This is a genomic window from Oleiphilus sp. HI0125 (assembly GCF_001635355.1).
Genome location: NZ_LWGF01001377.1, coordinates 22368 through 43777 on the forward strand (window position 1 = coordinate 22368; position 21410 = coordinate 43777).

Sequence of the window (21410 nt, forward strand, 5' to 3'; positions counted from 1 at the left end):
CATTATAAATTTCATACACTTACATTCAGAGTAGACTATGTTTTTCACTTAGTCTTGGCTTCATAAGCTAAATCAGTATTGCCTTTCGCAGCGTCTTCACTTTCTTTATCACACTTAGCAGGATCGCCCTTACAAATATCGCAGGCAACGTCCATTCCTAGTGCACTCATACCACCGCATGAACCGCTAATCGGCTTATTACTAAAGATCACACCAACTGCCATTAGAGCGACTAACACACCCATAAAAATGAAAACGACAAGAAAAATTTCCATCATGACACTCCTAAAATAAGTTACGTCTAGTTCATATAAGACTTCATTTGCTCAGTAGCAATCGCCGAGAAGCCCTTACTCTCTCTCAAAATAAAATACGCGGGAATATTGTGTTCAGACGCGAAAGTCACGCCTTTCTCACTGCCCATTGCCATTAAAGCTGTTGCCCAAGCGTCTGCGTACGCGCAGCTTTCCAATATCACGCTAACCGAAGCAATATCATTTTTGACGGGATAACCAGATATCGGATTAATCGTGTGCGAATATCTGCCATCTTCATCGTCTATGTAATTGCGGTAATCACCAGACGTCGCCATTGAGACATTTGTAATATATGCAATATTATACGCCTTTCGCATCATTAAATCAGGCTGCTCTATACCCATACGCCAATTAATACGCTCAACGTTCTTACCAGCAACTTTGATTTCTCCTCCGACTTCTACCATAAAATCTTTAAACCCCTGCTCGCGAAGATAATCAGCAACAAGATCTACTCCATAACCTTTTGCGACAGCCGAATAATCTATAAACCCAACTCCAACTTTCTTAAAGGAACGCCCTCCGTCCCAAGAAACGGGACTCATATTCGCTTGCGACTTTAATTGCTCGATAATTTCTTTGCTTGGCTTTGAAGTCTGACTGTTTACACCAAAGCCCCATGCAGAAACCAAAGGCCCTATGCTTGGGTCGAAATACCCTTTCGACTTTTCCAACACATCAATTGAAATGTCAGTAACATGCTGCATATGCGGGCCAAACATAAAGGTTTGACCGACATCCGCGTTATTAAAGCGCATAATCTCAGAGTCAGGCTTATACGTGGATAAATCCCTATCTACACGAGACAAAACTTCATCAACGCCAACTTTAGTTTCTTCAAATAATGAATCAGCCAAATCCGTTTCAACAAGAACGACTGAATAAGTTGTACCCATCACATGGCCGCTAAACTTAAATGTTTCAGGAGATTCAGAACAACCAACGATAAACAAAAAGCTAAGCAAAGCACTAAAACGAAGTATCAACAAAACATCCTCATTCTCTCGATTTCCATAACCATAAAACAAAAATGCCAGAACAAAGTCTGGCATTTTTTATTATGAGGTCAGTTAGCCACCGAAATCGTCTAACATGATATTTTCATCTTCGACCCCGAGATTTTTCAACATCTCGATAACCGCAGCGTTCATCATTGGAGGCCCACACATGTAGAACTCGCAATCTTCGGGCGCTGGGTGGTCTTTCAAGTAGTTCTCAAGAAGAACATTATGAATAAAGCCTGTGTAGCCTTCCCAATTGTCCTCTGGCTGAGGATCAGAAAGTGCCACATGCCATTCAAAGTTGTCATTCTCTGCAGCAAGCGCATCATATTCATCTTGATAGAACATCTCGCGCAATGAACGAGCACCATACCAGAACGACATCTTACGTTTAGAGCCGATACGTTTGAGCTGATCAAAAATATGCGAACGCATTGGCGCCATACCAGCACCACCACCAACGAATACCATTTCAGCTTCGGTTTCTTTCGCAAAGAACTCACCAAATGGACCGTATACAGTTACTTTATCTCCCGGCTTCAAGTCGAAGACCCAAGAAGACATTTGTCCTGGTGGATGATCAGTTCCCGGAGGTGGAGAAGCGATACGAATGTTGAATTTAACAACACCCTTCTCTTCCGGATAGTTCGCCATCGAATAAGCACGGATAACGGTTTCATCAACTTTTGACTTATATTGCCAAACGTCAAATTTATCCCAATCACCGCGATATTCTTCTTCAATATCAAAGTTTTTGTAGTCAACTTCGTGTGGAGGACATTCAAGCTGAACATAACCACCTGCACGGAAATCGACATTTTCACCTTCAGGAAGACGAAGCGTCAGTTCCTTGATGAAAGTAGCAACGTTCGGGTTAGATTCAACCGTACATTCCCACTTCTTAACACCAAAGACTTCTTCGTCAACTTCAATTTTCATGTCCTGCTTAACAGGAACCTGACACGCTAAACGCCAACCTTCTGCTTCTTCACGACGAGTAAAGTGAGTACGCTCAGTAGGAAGCATGGAGCCACCACCTTCGAGCACTTTACAAGTACACTGCGCACAGGTACCACCTCCGCCACAAGCTGATGAAAGGAATAAGCCTTCAGACGCAAGCGTTTGAAGTAACTTACCACCAGCAGGCGTTTCAATTTTTGAGTTGGGATCATCATTTACAGTGATCGCAACATTACCCGAGCTAACTAGCTTAGCTCGCGCTGCCAAAATTACCGCAACCAACGTTAGAACGATGACGGTAAACATGACAACGCCTAGAACGAGTTCTGCATTCATATAGGATTACCCTTTTAAACCTCTTCGTCTAACAGCTACAGTGAAATACCGCTGAACGACATAAAACCAAGTGACATCAAACCAACAGTAATGAAGGTTATGCCAAGACCACGAAGGCCTTCTGGTACGTCGCTGTATTTCAACTTTTCACGGATGCCAGCCAGAGCTGCAATTGCTAGAGCCCAACCAACACCTGCACCCACACCATAAACCACTGATTCACCGAGGTTATAGTCACGCTCTACCATGAATAGAGACGCACCCATAATTGCACAGTTCACCGTAATCAACGGAAGAAAAACACCTAGCGCGTTGTAAAGATCTGGGAAGTACTTATCTAGGACCATCTCAAGAATCTGTACAAGTGCGGCGATTACACCAATATAGGTAAGCAGACCCAAAAAGCTCAAATCAACTTCAGGGTAACCCGCCCATGCCAACGCACCTTCTTTTAGTACGTAGGTATAGATCAAGTTGTTCACTGGCACGGTTACGGCCAATACAACGATAACTGCGATACCTAGACCAACCGCTGCTTGAATCTTCTTAGAGATCGCCAAGAAGGTACACATACCCAAGAAGAAGGCCAAAGCCATGTTCTCGACGAAAACCGCCTTAATAAAGAGACTTAAATAATGCTCAATCATTAGAATGCCTCCTTAACACGGTGCGCTGACATCTTGTAATCCGGCGCTTCAACTTGGCCTTTATCCCAAGTACGAACAATCCAGATAAAGATACCAATTAAGAAGAATGCACTTGGCGGAAGTAGCAACATACCATTTGGCACATACCAGCCACCATCATTCACAAGCGGTAGAATCTCAATACCGAACAACTTACCTGAGCCAAGCAATTCACGGAAGAATGCTACGAACAGCAGGATAACTGCATAACCAAGACCGTTACCAACACCATCAACAAAACTCATTGCTGGGCCATTCTGCATCGCGAACGCTTCTGCACGCCCCATAACAATACAGTTAGTGATGATCAGACCAACGAATACAGAAAGCTGCTTCGAAAGCTCGTATGCGTAAGCACGAAGTACTTGGTCTACAACAATTACCAAGGTCGCGATAATTGTCATCTGAACAATAATACGAATATTCGAAGGAATCTGGCTTCGAATAAGAGATACAGCCAAGTTGGCAAGGCCTGTAACAGTACATACTGCCAAGCCCATAACAACTGAAAGCTGCATGCTAGTGGTAACCGCAAGTGCCGAACAAATACCAAGGATTTGGAGGGCAATTGGGTTATTACTAAAAATAGGTTCGAATAAAACCTGTTTAGCGGATGCTGTGCTCACCTCATACCCCCTGACGCAATTTCTGCAAGTACTTTTGGAAACCGTGCTCGCCTGTCCAGTATTGAACGAGATTTGTCACGCCACGACTTGTAAGAGTCGCGCCCGAAAGACCATCAATTTGATACTCTGCTTCTGGGTTTGAACGATCAACTGCACCTTTTAACAACGCAATTTTTGGCGCTTCAGAAGCGTCAAGATCGTAAACCTTTTTACCAGGCCATTGAGCTTTCCAGTTTGGATTATCAACTTCACCACCAAGTCCTGGAGTTTCCGCATGCTCATAGAAGCCAAAACCAACAACAGTGTTAGCATCTGCTTCTAGCGCTAGGAAGCCGTGAAGTGTTGACCAAAGGCCGTAACCACTAACAGGAAGAATGATTGTTTTGATCTCGTCGCCTTCACGCACAAGGTATACTTTTGCGTAGTCAACGCGACGCTTGATACTTGCGATATCTTCACTACCCGCAATCGCCTTAGATAACTTAGGGTCTTTTTGAGCTTTACGCTGGTCGTAATCAAGTGCATTTTCTTTATTAACTCGATCTGGCTCTGCATATTCGCCAGTATCCAAATCAACGATGCGCGCATCGATTTTCTTAAACGCTTCTTGGATTGCAGTTTTATCGGCACCTGCTGGAAGCAAACCCGCAGCCGCTAAGATGTTTGCTTGCAAGTTGAGCGCTTTGTTCTCCTGCTGAGTTGGCTTCAGGATAACAACTGAACCCGCAACAATGATTGAACATACAAGGCACAACAAAACTGCAACAGTAAAGGTTTTACCCATGGTTTCTTTACTAGACACGAGCCAACCTCCTCGTAATATTCGCTTGAACAACGTAATGGTCGATCAACGGTGAAAACAAGTTCGCGAACAGAATCGCCAACATAATGCCTTCTGGGAAAGCTGGGTTTACAACGCGAATAAGAACCGTCATTACGCCAATTAAAGCACCGTAGAACCACTTACCGGTATTGGTCATAGAAGCAGACACAGGGTCTGTTGCCATAAAGATCATACCGAAAGCAAAACCACCAATAACGAAGTGCCAGTAGAATGGCAGATCAAACATTGGGTTAGAGTCCGAACCAATTAGATTCAGCAAGGTAGACATCGCAGTCATACCAAAGAACACACCCATCACAATACGAAGTGAGGCAATGCGCGTTGCGAGCAGAACCGCACCGCCGATCAAAATCGCTAGCGTTGATGTTTCACCCATCGACCCTTGAACGGTACCGAAGAATGCATCCAACCAAGTTATGTTGTTCGCCATGATCGCTTCGACACCACCACTTGCCGCGAGGCTAAGTGAAGTAGCACCAGAGAAGCCATCAACTGCAGTCCACACGACGTCACCTGAAATTTCAGCTGGGTATGCGAAGTACAAGAATGCACGACCAGTCAAAGCAGGGTTTAAGAAGTTCTTACCGGTACCACCAAAGATTTCTTTACCAATCACAACACCAAATGAAATACCTAAAGCAACTTGCCATAGTGGTAAATCAGGTGGGCAGATCAAAGCAAATAGAATCGATGTTACGAAGAAACCTTCGTTAACTTCGTGACCACGAACAGCTGCGAACAACACTTCCCAAAAACCACCAACTACGAAGGTAACCGCGTAAATAGGCAGGAAGTAAGCTGCACCATAAGCCATATTATGCCAAATATTACTTGGGTCATGACCAATAAAGAACAAGCTATGCCAGTCCGTTGGAGCAGTCGCTAGACCTGCTGCAATTGCATCGTTTGCTTGGAAACCGATATTCCACATACCAAAAAACATAGCTGGGAATGTACACATCCAAACTGTGATCATAATACGCTTCAAATCTACGCCATCGCGAACATGAGATGTCGCAGCAGTTGTGCTTGAAGGTGAGTAAAAAATCGTATCTACGGCTTCATAAAGTGCGTAGAACTTTTCATATTTGCCACCCTTATGAAAGTGCGGCTCAAGATCATCTAAAAAACTACGTAAGCCCATATTAGCCCTCCTTCTCGATGCGCGTTAGGTTGGACCGAAGGATCGGACCATACTCATACTTACCAGGGCATACAAATGTGCATAATGCCAAATCTTCCTCGTCTAACTCCAGGCAACCTAATTGCTGAGCTTGTTCAGTGTCTTCAACAATCAATGCGCGAAGAAGCTGAGTAGGAAGGACGTCTAATGGCATTACACGTTCATAAGCACCAACAGGAACCATCGCGCGTTCACTACCATTTGTAGTGGTGCTAAAGCTAAACAGTTTACTTCCCATTAATTTTGATAAGTAAATGTTCATGACAGAGAACTTGTTCATGCCCGGGTTTAACCAACCGAACAACTCGCGTTCTTGAGGCTCTGGAATGACTGAAATCTGTTGTGCATATCGACCCAAGAAGTCAACTGAATCGCGCGCTGTACGACCGCCAAACACAGAACCACTGATCGCACGACAGGTAACATTGTCACCTTCGCCGTTGACCAAATCGCTTACACAAGCACCTAGTTGAGTACGAACCAAACGAGGCTGAGCAATACCTTCGCCAGCTAGCGAAATAACTCTTTCAACTGAAAGCTCGCCCGTTGCGAACAACTCAGAGATCGCAATCACGTCTTGATATGAGATAGTCCAAACAGTCTTCTCAGCACTAACAGGGTCAAGATAATGAATATGCGTGCCAGCATTACCTGCTGGGTGAACGCCCGAGAACGTCTCAACAGCAATTTGGCTTGATGAAGGAACGCTAGGCTCTTTGCCCGCCTCACAACACACAAACACACGACCATCAGTTAACTTAGAAAGGACTGTCAAACCGCTTGAAAATGCTTCGGCTTTCTCGGAGATAACAACTGAAGGGTCTGCTGCAAGAGGATTTGTATCCATTGCAGTTACAAAAATCGAATTTGGAACGCTACCTAACTCAGGCACCTTACTAAAAGGGCGTGTACGTAGAGCTGTCCACATACCTGAAGCAACTAAATTGTCGCGTACCTGATCGCGCGTCAACGACTCAAACGCCGCAGTATCATACTTATCGAATGACTCTGCATCATTTCCCTCTACCTCAATAACGATAGATTGAAAGACTCGTCGTTCACCGCGATTAATTTCTACAACCTTACCGCTGGCTGGCGCAGTGTAACGAACACCGCTGGTCTTTTTATCCTCAAAAAGTAACTGACCTTTCTTAACGACATCGCCAACCTGCACAGCCATTGTTGGTTTCATTCCGACATAGTCGAACCCAACAAGAGCTACACGACTGACCGATTTTGCGTCAGTTATCTTTTGTTCTGGAGCGCCAGTTATTGGAAGATCGAGGCCTTTTTTAATCTTGACCATTAATCCCGCCTAAACATAAACAAAAAATGAATTTTCCATCTAAATCTTTGAATAACAGAGACTTACAGCGAAATAAGATCCCTAACCACAAATGACCAGGCACAATTACGCATAGATGAACCAGAAAATCGCGCCAATTATAAAGACGCGCCCACTATTTTGCTACCACATAAGTAAAATAAAGCTTAGCTATAGTTCGTAAGTTCCTGACTATAATCACCAATTGTCAGTTAACCCCTTTAAATTAGGCATAAAAAAACCGCTCATTGAGCGGTTTTTTTATATCTTGAGCGGCTATTTATGGATGTATAGGGAATGTAGGATACTCCACACCAGACATTTGATTCGCAATTCGAATCACCTGAGCACTGTAACCGAACTCGTTATCGTACCAAACGTACAAATTAATGCGCGAACCACTGACAATAGTCGCTTGCGCATCAACAATACCCGCGCGACGATTACCAACAAAGTCACTTGAAACTGCTTCGTTCGAGTTCGTGAAATCAATTTGCTTTGAAAACTCTGAATGCAAGCTTGTGTGACGCAAGAAGTCATTTACTTCTTCAATAGTCACTTCGCGCGAAACATTCAAACTAAGAATAGCCATAGAAACATTAGGCGTAGGAACCCGGATAGCATTACCAGTCAACTTACCAGCCATTTCTGGAAGCGCCTTCGCAACCGCCTTTGCTGCTCCCGTTTCAGTGATAACCATATTCAGAGGAGCACTGCGACCACGACGGCTACCTTTATGGTAGTTATCAATCAAATTCTGATCGTTTGTAAACGCATGCACAGTTTCAACGTGACCATTTACCACGCCATACTCATCGTTGATAACTTTCAATACAGGCGTAATCGCATTTGTTGTACATGAAGCAGCAGAAAGAATCGTATCGCTCGACTCGATCACATCGTTATTGATGCCGTAAACAACGTTCTTAATGTCGCCCTTACCAGGAGCAGTCAATAACACCTTAGCTGCACCTTTTGATTTCAAGTGCAGGCCAAGACCTGCTTCATCACGCCAGATACCAGTATTATCAATCACTAGTGCATCGTTAATGCCGTACTCAGTGTAATCAACTTGATCAGGACCATTTGAATAGATAACTTGAATGCAGTTACCATTTGCAATGATTTGATTGTTTTCATTATCCACTGAAATCGTACCTTCGAATGGACCATGAACAGAATCACGACGCAACAAACTTGCACGCTTTTCTAAGTCATTATCAGCCTTACCTTTACGAACAACGATCGCACGCAATCGCAAGTTATTACCGCCGCCCGCTTTCTCGATCAAAATACGCGCTAGAAGACGACCAATTCGACCAAAACCGTATAAAACAACGTCTTTAGACTCAGCATTCGCCTGCTCACCGCCTTTACCAATAACGTCTGCAAGCTCTGCTTTCAAAAACTCTTCCAAAGAAGCATCGCTCTGCGCCTTGAACGAAACAGCTAATTTACCGATATCAACGCGTGCTGGACCAAGATTCAAACCATCAAGCACTTTTAGAACTTCTAGCGTATCTAGCGCAGAAAGTTCTGTATTCTCAATTTGACGCACAAAACGATGTGACTTAAGCAATCCAATCACAGACTGACTGATGATTGCGCGACCATAAATCGACGTCACTACATTGTTCTCACGATATAGACGGCCAATCAAAGGAATCATTGCTTCTGCAGCAGCTTCTCGTTGAGTCCAATCGTTAAAATGGTTTTGAATGTTTTCGTTGCTCACGCTTCACACCTCTTTGTATATGTGCGCACATAAAATAGGCCGCGTATTATCCAGATAATCTGACCGCTTGGCAATTAATTAACCGAGCCAATAAAAGTATTATTTTTAGCCAAACGCCCAGAGCTTGCTAAACTTATTATTTATAAAGAAAAATCACATCTGGAACCCATTGTGACAAGCCAAAGCGCACTAGTCGTAGACGACTCGTCAACCTCAAGAACCTTACTCACAAAAATACTCAAAAAGAAAGGCGTTCATTGCGAACAAGCCTGCTCGGGTGAAGATGCACTATCCCAATTATCGTGGTTTCATCCAGACTATATTTTTCTCGATCATATGATGCCAGGCCTTGATGGCTTTCAAACACTAGAGCGCATCAAAAATGACGATAAAACCAAGCATATCCCTGTCATCATGTATACATCCCAGCATGCGCACAATTACTACGAAGAGGCTCATAAGCTTGGAGCTGCGGGCGTCATATCAAAACAAATCGATAGAGATAAGCTCTATTTAATGCTTGATCGGATATGCACTCCTAAGAATGACGACGTCCCTCTCGTATTTAACGAAGTGCATAGTAAGGTAAACGAAACTATTGAAAACGAGTCAAGTAACGCGAAACTCTACGCAAGAATCTCAACGCTAGAAGCAAGTTACGAAGAGCTACTCAAAGAAAATCGTCAAATGAAGACAGAAATATCGCGCTGGGCTTCAATACAAGCAGAAGAAACGAACAAACGATCCAAAATAGCGCTACCACAACCTTTGTTTATAGGTTTTCTTGCCCTAGCGCTATTTGCATCTACATTTGCTTGGCTGACTACTCAAAAAATTGATCAAAATTACAAAGGAACGCAGCAACAAATCCATCAAGTTAATGAACTCATTGACGAGATCATTGTTCTTTTAGAACAAAGCAATAGATCTAGGTAAAGAAACACGTGAATGAACACCAATTAAGAAAACTTTGCCAAAACAGCAAGTTTTTGATTGTAGATGACTTCGAAAATTTCCGTACCTCTCTCCGCCTCATGCTGACAAGCTTTGGTGCAGCATTTGTCGATACTGTTGCTAACGCCGAGCAAGCCCTGAACCAAGCTAAATATGACAGCTATGACGTCATCTTGTGTGACTTTAACCTTGGGGCCGGCAAAAATGGACAACAAATCTTAGAAGAACTTCGCATGAAGAAGCGGATAAAACATACGAGCCTTTTCGTTATGGTCACCGCAGATACATCAAAAGAGACAGTACTTGGAACACGAGAGTTCCAACCAGATGCTTATATAGCAAAGCCTGTCACTCGTAATATGCTTGAAGAGCGGCTATTGCAACTGATGACCCAGCAAGCCATTTTAAAACCAATCAATCGAGAGATTGATATCGACAATTACGCCAAGGCGATTAGTCTTTGTAAGCAAGAAATCGAAAATGGCACACGATACCGCTCTTGGTGCCTACAAACTATGGCAAGCCTCTATAGAAAACTAGGAGACACATCGAGCGCTCAAGGAATATATAAAGAGGTTCTCAGCCAGCGCCACATAGACTGGGCTCAACTAGGTCTAGCCCATACACTTCTAGATACCACGCAATACGATCAAGCCAAGCAAGTATTCTCGCAAGTCATTGAAAAATCACCAATGATGGTAGAAGCCTACGAAGGAGTTAGTGACGCGTGCTTGCACTTAGGACAAAGACAAGAAGCCCAAGAAGCTCTCCAAGAAGCCGTTACTATTTCTCCTAGGATGGTCAAAAGGCAGTCTAAATTGGCGAGTTTATGCGTTGAAAATAATGATCTGCGTTCTGCAAGCGAAGCATTCAGAAAAGCGATCACGTTTGGAGAGAATACCGTTCACGAAACACCTACCCTCTACTTAGATTTCGGGCGTTGTTTAAGTGACCTATCAATCGGAGATACGACTAATCAGGGCAACACTCTCGCGAACGAGGCTAGCATTCAGCTTGAGACTATTCTTGACAAATTTTCTTATGAAGAGGAAGCGTGTCATTGCGCTAATTTAGTAAAAGCTAGAGTACTAGTTGGCCGAGACAAGCACGAGCAAGCGCAAATGCTAATAGATGAAGTACAATCTTTAATTGATGTCGAAGATCTTAGCGTTGACCTAGGCTTGGAATTAAGCCGCAGCCTTCATACCACAGGTCGGCAAGACGAAGCCGAGAACTTACTAATAAAGCTATCTCAAAAATTCGAATCAGACCCTCAAGCCCTAGGCAAGATAGAAGCCTTACTAGATGAACCCGAACCTTTTGAACTTAGAATAAAAGCCAAGAGTCTCAATAAAACCGGCATTCAGCTATTTGAAAGTGGGCAACTTCAGTCTGCTGTTGAGTCGTTTACATCAGCCCTAGCTCTCACTCCAAAGCACGCCGCACTTAATCTTAACTTGGCACAAGTTGCACTTAAGTTATATAAAGATGAATCATCGCCAAACACTTTGAATTTAGCGCAGGAATGTATAGAACGAATTCAGCACATTCCTAAACAACACAAGCAATTTCGTCGTTTACAACATATAAAAACAAATATTCAAAACATCCTAAGAGAAAACCAGATATGAGCAAAAACCCAAAGGCAACTGCTGACTTTTCATTGATCTTAGCGTCATCCGTTCACGACATGAAAAACTCTTTAGGCATGTTAATTCACAGCGTAGAAACACTTTGCGAGCAACTCCCTGAAGACCAGCAGAAAGGCCTTGGGGTTAGCACGATCAGATATGAAGCAGAAAGAGTCAATAACGACTTAATTCACTTACTAGGTATCTATCGAATAAAAGAAAAGAAACTCGCGGCACACTTAGACGAATTTTATCTTGATGATATATGCTCAGAGCAACGAGCGCAATATCAAGAAATTCTTGCCAACAAGGGTATTAGCTTAGAAATAGAATGCCCGAATCATTTGGCTTGGTTTTTTGATAGAGAGCTCGTTAGTGGAATCATTAACAACGCTCTGAATAATGCCAGCCGCTACACAAAGGCAAAGATAAAAATTACGGCGAAATCCATCACGATCGACGCTGACGAATATTTAGAAATCAGTATTAATGATGATGGGCAAGGTTATCCCAAAAGCATCCTTGAGATAGAACCTGATGAAGTGCTTAATAACATTAACTTCAAATCTGGCAGCACATCGCTTGGGCTCTATTTCGCATCACAAGTCGCATCACTTCACCAACAAGGGAGCAAGCGAGGAAGAATTTCCCTTGAAAACGGAGGTGAACTGGGCGGCGGCTTATTCCGAGTATTCCTCCCATAGAAGAAACGCTAGTGAGCAAATTTAGATTACCAGCGAGCCTCTTCACCACGAATTGTTAAGCTTGAGCCTCGATCGAAACTCACGTCTGAAATATAAAAACTTCCGATAGTGTCAGGGCTCGAACTCCCTTTTACACGAACATTTTCAATACTAATTCGATCAGCTTCGAAACCTGTATAGAATCTTACGCCACCGTCATCAAGGATTGTCATGGCAGGCATATCATCGAAACGACGAAAGCCATCTATAGTCACATCAGCTTCAATAAAGTTAGACAACGGACCAAATCCCATAACGGTTGTAACCGCGTCCATGGCTTGAAAAGCCACTTGCTCCTCAGTGGTATCCTCGTCATCCTCTTCTAGTTTGTTTTCTGCCCCAGTGCTAGGCATCTCGTAACCGAACTGTGGCAAAAGTTCGCTACCTAACACAAAAGGTCCTTGCGCTTCTGCACTTTCTAACTCTGCATCGCTTAATGCAACGAACCCAGCAGGCAAATTAGCAAATTGTATTTCTGAAGATGTTTTAACTGATGGAACTACAGGTTTTACCATGGAAGGAACTGAAAAGCCCGCAACCGCATGAAACGGCGCCCACGCGATTGTTGTAAACGCAGCAACACGGCGCAATAGATCTTGGCGCTTCAAAGCACTCTCTAACTGATTATTGCTAATGTAACCGTTATCTAAAAGAATCTCGCCTAATCGCTTACCACTTCTACCCTGCTCTGTAAGCGCGAAATTAAGCTGAGACTCTGTAATAATGCCCTTATTGACAAGAACACGACCCAGTCTTGATTGCTGCACAGACTTGCCCATTGCCCACCACCTCTAAAATGTAAAAAACGCAAATTTGGATCACACTCAAAGCATGGTTCATCGATTAAAAACTAGCCACTCGTATTGGTAAGGGGATGTAACCCCTACGTAACGATATGAAATTTGGTGAACTAGAACTCACTTTTATTTAAATAAGACGAAAGCTACAATTTCCGCTTCTTTAACAAAAACAATGCGAGCCCCGTATGAACTTAAAGTCCCTCGTTATTTTCGCAACAGCTTTGTTGTTAAGCACCACCCTAAACGCAGCGACAACAGCGATCATAAAGACAAGCCTCGGCGAAATGGAAGTTAAGCTTTATGATCAACAAGCCCCTATTACGACCAAAAACTTTATTGCGTATGTGAACAGCGGATTTTATAACGATACGATTTTTCACCGCGTAATACCGGGCTTTATGGTTCAAGGTGGCGGTTTTGAGAAGGGAATGGTTAAGAAACCAACAAATGCCCCGATCCAAAACGAAGCAAAACCCACCACACCAAACAAGCGTGGCACCCTATCAATGGCACGAACCAACGACCCAAATTCAGCAACGGCTCAGTTCTTTATCAACGTGGTAGACAATCATTTCCTCAATAAATCAAGCTCACAAGCTGGTTATGCCGTGTTCGGCGAGATTGTTCGTGGAATGGAAGTAGCTGATCAAATTAGCGCAACGAAAACTGGTAGACGTGGACCATACGGAGACGTGCCTGTCACCGACATCATCATTGAAGAAATACGCATCAACAAATAAGCACAAACATCTAACTATGCAACGCCCAACCGCTAACATTGAATGGAAAGATGGCATCCCTTATCACAAGGACTTCGATGATATTTACTTCAACGCTAACGATGGGCTAGCAGAAACTGAGTATGTCTTTATAGAGGCCAACCGCCTCAAAGAACGCCTGCGAAACGCAACGAACGATCAAGATACACTTAGAGTTTGTGAAACGGGTTTCGGCAGCGGACTTAACTTTATAGCCTGCTATGCGCTATGGAGATCACTTCCTGAACCCAAAAAACGCCTTGAATTTTCTAGCATAGAAGGGTTTCCACTTAGCATTAGTGACTTGAAGTTAGCGTCTAAAATCTGGCCTGAATTAGGCTTTGAATATAAAGAGCTGCTAAATCAATATCCAAGCCCTATTACTGGATTTCACTATTTAGAGTTTGAATCTGGAAGAGTCAGCCTAAAGTTATTTTTCGAAGAACTCAATAATGCACTCGATAAATATCAGTTTTTCAGCGACGTATGGTTTCTTGATGGATTTGCCCCCTCTAAAAATGAAGAAATGTGGAACAGCAAACTGTTCGATCATATGGCGCTTTATAGCAATCACCAAACGACAGTTTCTACATTTACCGCGGCAGGGTTTGTTCGAAGAAACCTTATAGATGCGGGATTCATCGTTTCCAAAATATCTGGTTTCAAACAAAAACGTGAAATGATTACTGCTTCGCGTCACTTAGAAAGCACCACGAAAACTCAGGCCTTGCCTGATCAAGCATGGCATATCAGCGAAAATTCATCCCCAAACATCAAGCATGGCCACGTACTCGTCATAGGCGCTGGGATAGCAGGACTCACCACCGCTATTACTCTAGCCCGCAAAGGCTTTAAAGCCACCATCATTGAGAAGCAAGAGGGCCCATTGCAAGGCGCTAGCGGTCAAAAACAGTTGATCATGTATGGAAAATTCCCTCAGCAATATACACCAGAAGCACGACTACTGATTCAAGCACAGCTCTACGCTCAAACCTTTTTCTCGAGAGAGCAACTCTCAAGCGGAAACAGATTTTGGCATACTTGCGGCGTTGTTCACCTAGCATGGAATGAAAAAGAACGAGCTAAACAGCAAAATGTTGTAGATCGCTATGAACTGCCTGAGACATTTATGTATCAGGCCGATGCAAATAAACTCAAAGGCCTGAGCGGACTAGATATTCAAGACAGCGGGCTAGTATTTCCACAAGCAGGTTGGTTAGACACAGAGGCATTTTCTAAACATGTACTAGAACATGACAACATTGAGCTAATCAATAAGCGTGAATATACACATCAGGATTGGGAGAGCGATGCGTTACTGAACTCGATGAATGCAGATGCAACGATAATATGTAATGCAGTTTCCTACCAAGATCTAGACATAAACTACCCACTACCAATAAAACCCCTAAGAGGGCAAACAACTCAGTTGTCATCCAAGTCATTCGCGACACCCAAAACAGTTCTATGTGGCGAGGGTTATCTCTGCCCTACATTACACGGCGAACTGCATATTGGTGCCAGTTACGACTTGAATAATTCAGAACCATTTGAATCAAGGGAAGATGATCACGCTAATATCGAAAAACTCGTGACTTGGCTCAAAGGATGGAGCGATCAAGCGACGTTGAATGAACAGGTTTCAGGCCGACATGCAGGTATTCGGACAACGTCAAACGACTACACTCCGATCGTTGGGAAACTACCTCGAACGAGTGCAATGAACAAGCAATATAGTTTTCTTACAAAAAACGCCAAACAAGAAACAATACAAGGCAGATACTACGATCACACATACTTAAACCTAGCTTACGGCTCGAAGGGACTCACCTACTCACCCTTAAGTGCAAGACTTCTTGTGGATACAATTTCTAGTTCAAGTATCGGACTTCCACACGAACAAGCAAAACAACTATCACCAGCGCGATTCTTAATAAAAAGCCTCAAGAAAGGTCATTTTTATTCAACTAATTAATAGGAAGTAGGTTTTCACCATCTGGAGAAAATGGCGTGATTCTATAGCGGAAGGTACCATCACCTGACGAGTGATCCTCCTTCCAAAGAACTAAAAATTTGTCTTCGCTATCAGCAATGACATCAATCGCATAATCGTCGCCTGGAGTGCCAAACTGATTGACCTTAATCAATTCAGGTCGTCCCTGTGCATTTATCGATGCGAAAAATACATCTCGCCCACCTTGCGAGCTCTGGTCTCCAAACACGCCAAGCGTTTCACCGATAGCGCCAATTCTTTCTGAGTCTTCTTTGCCGAAATAGACGGAATCTACACCTAAGTCGTCCTGACTCGTTGCGACAGAAAAAAGCTTTCTTACCTCGCTCGATTCTCCAATTACAAAATCATAGAAAAAGACGTCATTACTCAAAGACGGGGTTGCAGTTTGGTCATTATCAAATGATGATGTTACCAAAGCCCCAAAAAAACCTTCTTCATATTTCAAAGTACCACCAACAGAAAAACTTGACGGCTGAGGTAACTCGACAGTTTCAATATCTATATCTACAAAACCGTCATCATCTAAAGTCTTTGAAAAAATACCTGAGTCGCTCGTAAAAAAAGAATTCACTGAAGACCCATCAGCCAAGACAGCTATTGTCTCATTATCGAACGAATCACCAATAAATCGAGCGTAATCGATATCAAAATTTGCATCAAATTTATAAACAAACCCCTCATTTTGACCTTGTGACGGAATAATTGATGAACCATCTAAAGAGCGGCCTTGTGTATAACCTGATACGATCAATTCGTTTTGTTCAGTTACGTCAATATTCGTTATTAAATCATCCGACTCTGAACCATGCTGGGATTGATGTACAAGATTAACCCGACCATCTTCCTCAACTTCGAGAACCATCAATACAAAATCTTGGCCTCCCCACGCATCGCTGACAGCGTCAAAACGCCCCTCGACCTCCATAACAAGTGCTAAAGTCTCAGTCTGATTTGAGGTATCTAGCGTAACTAACTCCTTCAAGGCTAAAACGCCGTTTAAAGAAGATATGCCGTAGAAGTCGTTAAAGTTTACTGATCGAGCCTCCCCCTTTTTATTAAGGCTATACAACCTGACACTTGACGAATTAGTTCGATCACCGCCCCCAAGATACACGTTTTGGTCTGCACCAATTACCACGAAATCGACAGGTTCTGAAGAATAAACCGCTTCAGTATTTATGAATGAATTCACAATAAACTCTACCTCTACCTGAGGCTCGGAATCTGCTACAGTGGCACCTTGAAATTCGATATAGAACCGAGGATCAGCTTCAGTGCTAGTAATGGTTGACTCAATCATTACAGAAACTTGCCCAAGTATCTCACCCTCTCCTATCTCAACTACCTGAGATGCTGGAGTAATCGAATAGTCAGTGGCAGACAACGTAGAGTTATCCTCGTTCACAGTAAAGGGAACTAACAACGTATTTTCTGCAGGCCTACTTAATTCAATAGAGAATGACTTCGCATCCCCAGGCGTAGCAATAAAAGAAAGACTTTCCTGTTTAAGCCGTGGCTCATTATCAACAATATTTACCACCACTGAACGGTTTTCAAATTCTGAGACTATTGTCTGAGACGCTAATAAATCTAGTTTGAAGGTCTCGGGCGGCTCAATCACCAAATCGTCTATTAAGTACAAAACAAATCCACACGCTGTATCTCCAGGCTCAAATCTAACTTGCCCAGTAGAAGTCTCGAAATCAGAAAGTGGTGATGCCGGAGAATTTCCACTATCGTCTTCAGAAATAACATAATCAAAAACAAGCGGAATGGATACGGGTTCCGTTAATGTAAGTAACACTGCATTCGGATAGCTTAATCCGAAACCCTTATCAATTGAATTTTGTGGCAAAGAACCCAGCTGAGTACAAACTTGCTTCCCTCGAATATTTCTACCTTCAACCCCAGAGAAATTAGCGCCTCCCTCATCAAAACTACTGGAAGTCGCAAATGACTCGATAGCTACAGGCCCTATAGTAAAAGGAAACCTAGTAATAAAGCTCTCGCTGCCGTCAGTTACTTCGAGCCAGTAATCACTATCAAGTGCGACGGGGCTATCCCCAACCGCCGGAATAGGTGTTCCCTGCAATCGAAAAGTATTCTTTTGTGTTCCCTCTTGCTTCACAACACTGAGGCTAATCGTGTTATTTCCCTCTGCATCTTCGGTAAGTTCTTCACTCATACCTGCTTCGGGGTTTTGAATATAACGAACGTTAAAACCGCCTTCACCACCCGCAATTTCGATCGGAATATCAATAGGTGAATACCAAGTCATCTCTGTGGGAAGAGCTTCTTCATTTACAATTCGTAAATCAGGCGTACTCAAATTTGTTTCGCACGCAGCTAGCACAAGAATAGAAATAACAACACACAGTTTTTGAACTAGATGTTTCAAAATACACGCACTCATGGCCAGAAAGGCTTATTATGAAAAACTTAAACGATGCAAATAGTATAAAAACAAAGAAGGGTTTGACAGAAGAGGCAATAAGAAACGCCCCTTACATCACAATAAAGATCAGTTTTGATTGAGTAATGCTAGAGCAGCAGCTTCATCCAGCACTTGCACATTAAGTTCAGTCGCTTTCTTTAGCTTAGAGCCCGCTTTCTCACCCGCGACCAAATAATCGGTTTTGCTTGAAACTGAACCACTCACTTTTGCTCCAACCGCAACGAGAAGAGCCTTTAACTCATCACGACTATAGTTTGGCAAAGTTCCTGTCAGCACAACCGTCTTCCCAGCAAATACACTCTCTGAAGACTCCCGTACTTGCGTAGGCATCTGACACTCAACACCTTTTTCGAGCAGTCGCCGAACAAGAGAACGATTGTCTTGATTAGAGGTAAAAACCATAACATGGCGAGCAACTACTGGACCGATGTCATCTAAAGATTCCAATACATCTGGCGTCAGCGAGAAGAGCCCCATAACGTCATCCAACTCACGCGCAATGGTTGACGCGGTCGTTTCTCCCACTTCCCTTATTCCGAGCGCATAGATAAATCGGGATAATTCGATCTGCTTTGAGGACTCAATCGCTGAAATTAAGTTCTCAGCGCTTTTTTGCCCCATACGCTCCAACAGCACGAGGTTAGGAGTATTTAAATCAAAAATATCGATCGGCGATAGCACAAACTCTTTATCGACAAGCTGGTCAACCAATTTATCGCCCAAGCCATCAATATCAAATGCCTTTCGCGATACAAAGTGCTTAATTGATTCTTTGAGCTGCGCGGGACAAAGCATCGCGCCAGAACATCTGGCGATACTGCCTTCTTGCTCAATCTCTGACGAACAAACAGGGCAATGACTAGGCAGCTCGATATTTCTTCCGAAGGCTCCCGCACCTATTCGAGCGGCAACTTTAGGAATCACATCTCCCGCTCGCTGAATCGCAACACGATCGCCAATCTTGATCCCCAAACGTGCAACTTCATCCATATTATGAAGTGTCGCATTACTTACCGTCACACCACCCACAAAAACGGGGCTCAAACGCGCAACAGGTGTAATTGCTCCAGTTCGACCAACCTGGAACTCCACATCCTCTAAGGTTGTTTCTGCCTGTTCAGCTGGAAATTTATATGCAATAGCCCAACGCGGAGCTCTGGCTACAAACCCAAGAGTTTGCTGATCTGCCAGCTTATCCGCCTTAAAAACAATGCCATCGATTTCGTAATCAAGCTCAGATCTTAAGGCTGTAAGTTTCTGAACATAACTACCGATAGCTTCTGTCGAATCTAAACATTCGCCCAATGGATTGATGACAAAACCTAAACGCCGCAAATCAGAAAGAGATTCACTATGAAGACGATATCGATCTGGCTCTGAGCTATATCCCACTGAGTAAGCATTCATCATCAGTTTTCGCTTAGCCGTAATGCGCGAGTCCAATTGCCTTAAACTTCCCGATGCAGCATTGCGTGGATTTACGAATACTTTTTCTTCACGCTTCTGAGCCTCAAGATTGAGCTCATCAAATACACTACGCGGCATAAAAATCTCACCGCGCACTTCCAACTCACTAGGAAGATCATCACCTGAAAGACGCAAAGGAATAGACGAGATTGTTTTAACGTTTGCAGTAATATCTTCACCTGTTTGACCATCACCACGCGTGGCGCCATAAGCCAAAACCCCGTCGATATACATCAGACTAACCGCAATACCATCCAGCTTCGGTTCGGCAAACAAAGAAACTTCACCATCTACTTTTTGACCAATGCGACTATAAAAATCCAACAAATCCTCGTTAGAAAAAGCATTATCGAGTGAAAGCATTGGAATACGATGAGCAATTTGCGAGAACTCACCAGAAGGTGCACTTCCCACACGTTGAGTAGGGGAATCTGATCTTTTTAGATCCGGATATTCTTCTTCGAGCGATCTGAGTCGTTGAAATAGCTGATCATATTCCTGATCGCTAATAGTCGGAGCGCTTTCTAAATAATAAAGACGATTATGGGTATTTAGAGATTCAGATAACTCTGCAATCTCATCTCGAATTTTATCGAATGACACGAAACAACCTTAAGGACGCATTTTGCACAACTGCTTGCGCTCAAACTCTCTAATTCTCTGCTTATAATGTTCAACAGTCTGCGAAGTCAATACGCTGCGATGCTCGTCCTTCAACTCACCTTGCAAATTATCTGCAAAGCACTTCGCCGTTTCATACATAAAGTCAAAAGCTTGCAAGTAATTCTTTGGTCCGGGAATACTCATAAAGAAGCTTACTCCCGGAGTGGATAAGGTCTCGAGCTTGTCTGGATCAAAATATCCAGGCTCAACAGCATTCGCGACGCTAAATTGAATAGGACTTAACAAGTCCTCTTCATGTCGATGAAAAATAGACATCTCGCCATGTTTCATACCACACGCTACAAGAAGTTTATTTACATCTGCGCCCGCAAAATTTTGACCTGGTTGCGCATCAACATTAATCACGATGACTTCATGATCGATTGCTGAATCTGATTCTACAGTTTCCTCTTTGGGCTTTGTTGTTGCATCAATCTTAGCTTTCGCTTGCTTAGGCGTGCTAGAAGAAGGTTTCTCAATCTCAGACTCATCCGATTCAATTGAAACTTTAGGCTCAAATAAATCTGAATCGTCTTGCGCCGAAATAGACAGTAAATTTTGTTCATCAAGTTCACTATCAACAGAATCCGCTCCTGCAGATACAACTCGAACACCGCCTCCAGGAAGCTCAGGATTAAAATCATCATCAAGGGGGGAAGAATCTATTTGCCCACCTAAATCTCGGGACATTTTAAGAGAGTCTTGTTTTGCGAGACGCATTCTACGAAGACCATCGATCAAAATCCCCAAGATAATGACGACACCAACTACAATTAACCACTCTCTAAGGCTCATTAAGAACTCATTCCACGTATAGATAATCTGAGAACATAAAGGCTAGGATAGCCTTTATGTTCTCAGATTATCTATACGTGGAATGAGTTCTTAATGAGCCTTAGAGAGTGGTTAATTG

At 43.2% G+C, this 21410-nt stretch carries 18 protein-coding genes; 5 read left to right on the top strand and 13 right to left on the bottom strand.

Annotated features, from left to right (window positions below; all coding sequences use genetic code 11):
- Positions 1–44 precede the first annotated feature (44 nt).
- The 9 genes from nqrM to A3762_RS23645 form a co-directional block, all read right to left on the bottom strand.
- A complete protein-coding gene (gene nqrM, locus A3762_RS23605) occupies positions 45–275 on the bottom strand; it encodes a (Na+)-NQR maturation NqrM (protein ID WP_068473827.1) in 231 nt (76 codons plus the stop codon).
- A gap of 26 nt (positions 276–301) precedes the next feature.
- The gene (locus A3762_RS23610; RefSeq protein ID WP_082869327.1) at positions 302–1369 is read right to left on the bottom strand and encodes an FAD:protein FMN transferase; all 1068 of its coding nucleotides are present in this window, start codon (positions 1367–1369) and stop codon (positions 302–304) included.
- Positions 1370–1387: 18 nt separating this feature from the next.
- Positions 1388–2614, bottom strand: coding sequence for an NADH:ubiquinone reductase (Na(+)-transporting) subunit F (gene nqrF / locus A3762_RS23615; RefSeq protein WP_068478353.1), 1227 nt, complete (start codon positions 2612–2614; stop codon positions 1388–1390).
- 35 nt (positions 2615–2649) lie between these two features.
- Positions 2650–3261, bottom strand: coding sequence for an NADH:ubiquinone reductase (Na(+)-transporting) subunit E (gene nqrE / locus A3762_RS23620; protein ID WP_197469541.1), 612 nt, complete (start codon positions 3259–3261; stop codon positions 2650–2652).
- On the bottom strand, positions 3261–3926 hold the full coding sequence (locus A3762_RS23625) for an NADH:ubiquinone reductase (Na(+)-transporting) subunit D (protein ID WP_068478351.1): 666 nt from the start codon (positions 3924–3926) through the stop codon (positions 3261–3263). Before A3762_RS23625 ends, nqrE begins: the two co-directional genes overlap by 1 nt.
- Position 3927: 1 nt before the next feature.
- The gene (locus A3762_RS23630; RefSeq protein ID WP_231876653.1) at positions 3928–4728 is read right to left on the bottom strand and encodes a Na(+)-translocating NADH-quinone reductase subunit C; all 801 of its coding nucleotides are present in this window, start codon (positions 4726–4728) and stop codon (positions 3928–3930) included.
- Positions 4721–5914, bottom strand: a complete 1194-nt coding sequence (locus tag A3762_RS23635) for an NADH:ubiquinone reductase (Na(+)-transporting) subunit B (protein WP_068473165.1) — start codon at positions 5912–5914, stop codon at positions 4721–4723. Before A3762_RS23635 ends, A3762_RS23630 begins: the two co-directional genes overlap by 8 nt.
- A 1-nt stretch (position 5915) precedes the next feature.
- On the bottom strand, positions 5916–7259 hold the full coding sequence (locus tag A3762_RS23640) for a Na(+)-translocating NADH-quinone reductase subunit A (protein ID WP_068757937.1): 1344 nt from the start codon (positions 7257–7259) through the stop codon (positions 5916–5918).
- Between the two features lie 298 nt (positions 7260–7557).
- Complete coding sequence (locus tag A3762_RS23645; RefSeq protein WP_068478348.1) at positions 7558–9012, bottom strand: glyceraldehyde-3-phosphate dehydrogenase; 1455 nt, start codon at positions 9010–9012, stop codon at positions 7558–7560.
- Positions 9013–9183: 171 nt separating this feature from the next.
- Between A3762_RS23645 and A3762_RS23650 the strand changes: the two genes are divergently transcribed.
- From A3762_RS23650 to A3762_RS23660, 3 genes are read left to right on the top strand one after another with little or no spacing between them, the layout of a single operon-like run.
- Entirely contained in the window at positions 9184–9948 is a 765-nt protein-coding gene (locus A3762_RS23650) for a PleD family two-component system response regulator (protein WP_068754115.1), read from the top strand.
- Between the two features lie 8 nt (positions 9949–9956).
- Positions 9957–11597, top strand: coding sequence for a tetratricopeptide repeat-containing response regulator (locus tag A3762_RS23655; protein WP_068757939.1), 1641 nt, complete (start codon positions 9957–9959; stop codon positions 11595–11597).
- Positions 11594–12301: a sensor histidine kinase KdpD gene (locus A3762_RS23660; protein ID WP_068478341.1), complete on the top strand. Its 708-nt coding sequence runs from the start codon at positions 11594–11596 to the stop codon at positions 12299–12301. Before A3762_RS23655 ends, A3762_RS23660 begins: the two co-directional genes overlap by 4 nt.
- 26 nt (positions 12302–12327) lie before the next feature.
- Here the strand turns inward: A3762_RS23660 and A3762_RS23665 are convergent, their stop codons facing one another.
- Positions 12328–13119, bottom strand: a complete 792-nt coding sequence (locus tag A3762_RS23665; RefSeq protein WP_068757941.1) for a hypothetical protein — start codon at positions 13117–13119, stop codon at positions 12328–12330.
- A gap of 206 nt (positions 13120–13325) precedes the next feature.
- Between A3762_RS23665 and A3762_RS23670 the strand changes: the two genes are divergently transcribed.
- Positions 13326–13880 (top strand): peptidylprolyl isomerase, encoded by a 555-nt coding sequence (locus A3762_RS23670; protein WP_068757943.1) that lies wholly within the window; start codon positions 13326–13328, stop codon positions 13878–13880.
- Positions 13881–13896: 16 nt separating this feature from the next.
- Positions 13897–15873, top strand: a complete 1977-nt coding sequence (gene mnmC / locus A3762_RS23675) for a bifunctional tRNA (5-methylaminomethyl-2-thiouridine)(34)-methyltransferase MnmD/FAD-dependent 5-carboxymethylaminomethyl-2-thiouridine(34) oxidoreductase MnmC (RefSeq protein ID WP_068757945.1) — start codon at positions 13897–13899, stop codon at positions 15871–15873.
- Here the strand turns inward: mnmC and A3762_RS23680 are convergent.
- From A3762_RS23680 to zipA, 3 genes are all read right to left on the bottom strand, one after another.
- Positions 15866–18325 (bottom strand): hypothetical protein, encoded by a 2460-nt coding sequence (locus tag A3762_RS23680; RefSeq protein ID WP_068757947.1) that lies wholly within the window; start codon positions 18323–18325, stop codon positions 15866–15868. The two genes, mnmC and A3762_RS23680, sit on opposite strands and share 8 nt — an antisense overlap.
- A gap of 108 nt (positions 18326–18433) precedes the next feature.
- Positions 18434–20437 carry an NAD-dependent DNA ligase LigA gene (gene ligA / locus A3762_RS23685; RefSeq protein WP_068757949.1) on the bottom strand — a complete coding sequence of 668 codons (2004 nt, stop codon included), beginning with the start codon at positions 20435–20437 and terminating at the stop codon, positions 18434–18436.
- Positions 20438–20446: 9 nt separating this feature from the next.
- Positions 20447–21292: a cell division protein ZipA gene (gene zipA / locus A3762_RS23690; RefSeq protein ID WP_068757951.1), complete on the bottom strand. Its 846-nt coding sequence runs from the start codon at positions 21290–21292 to the stop codon at positions 20447–20449.
- Positions 21293–21410: the final 118 nt, after the last annotated feature.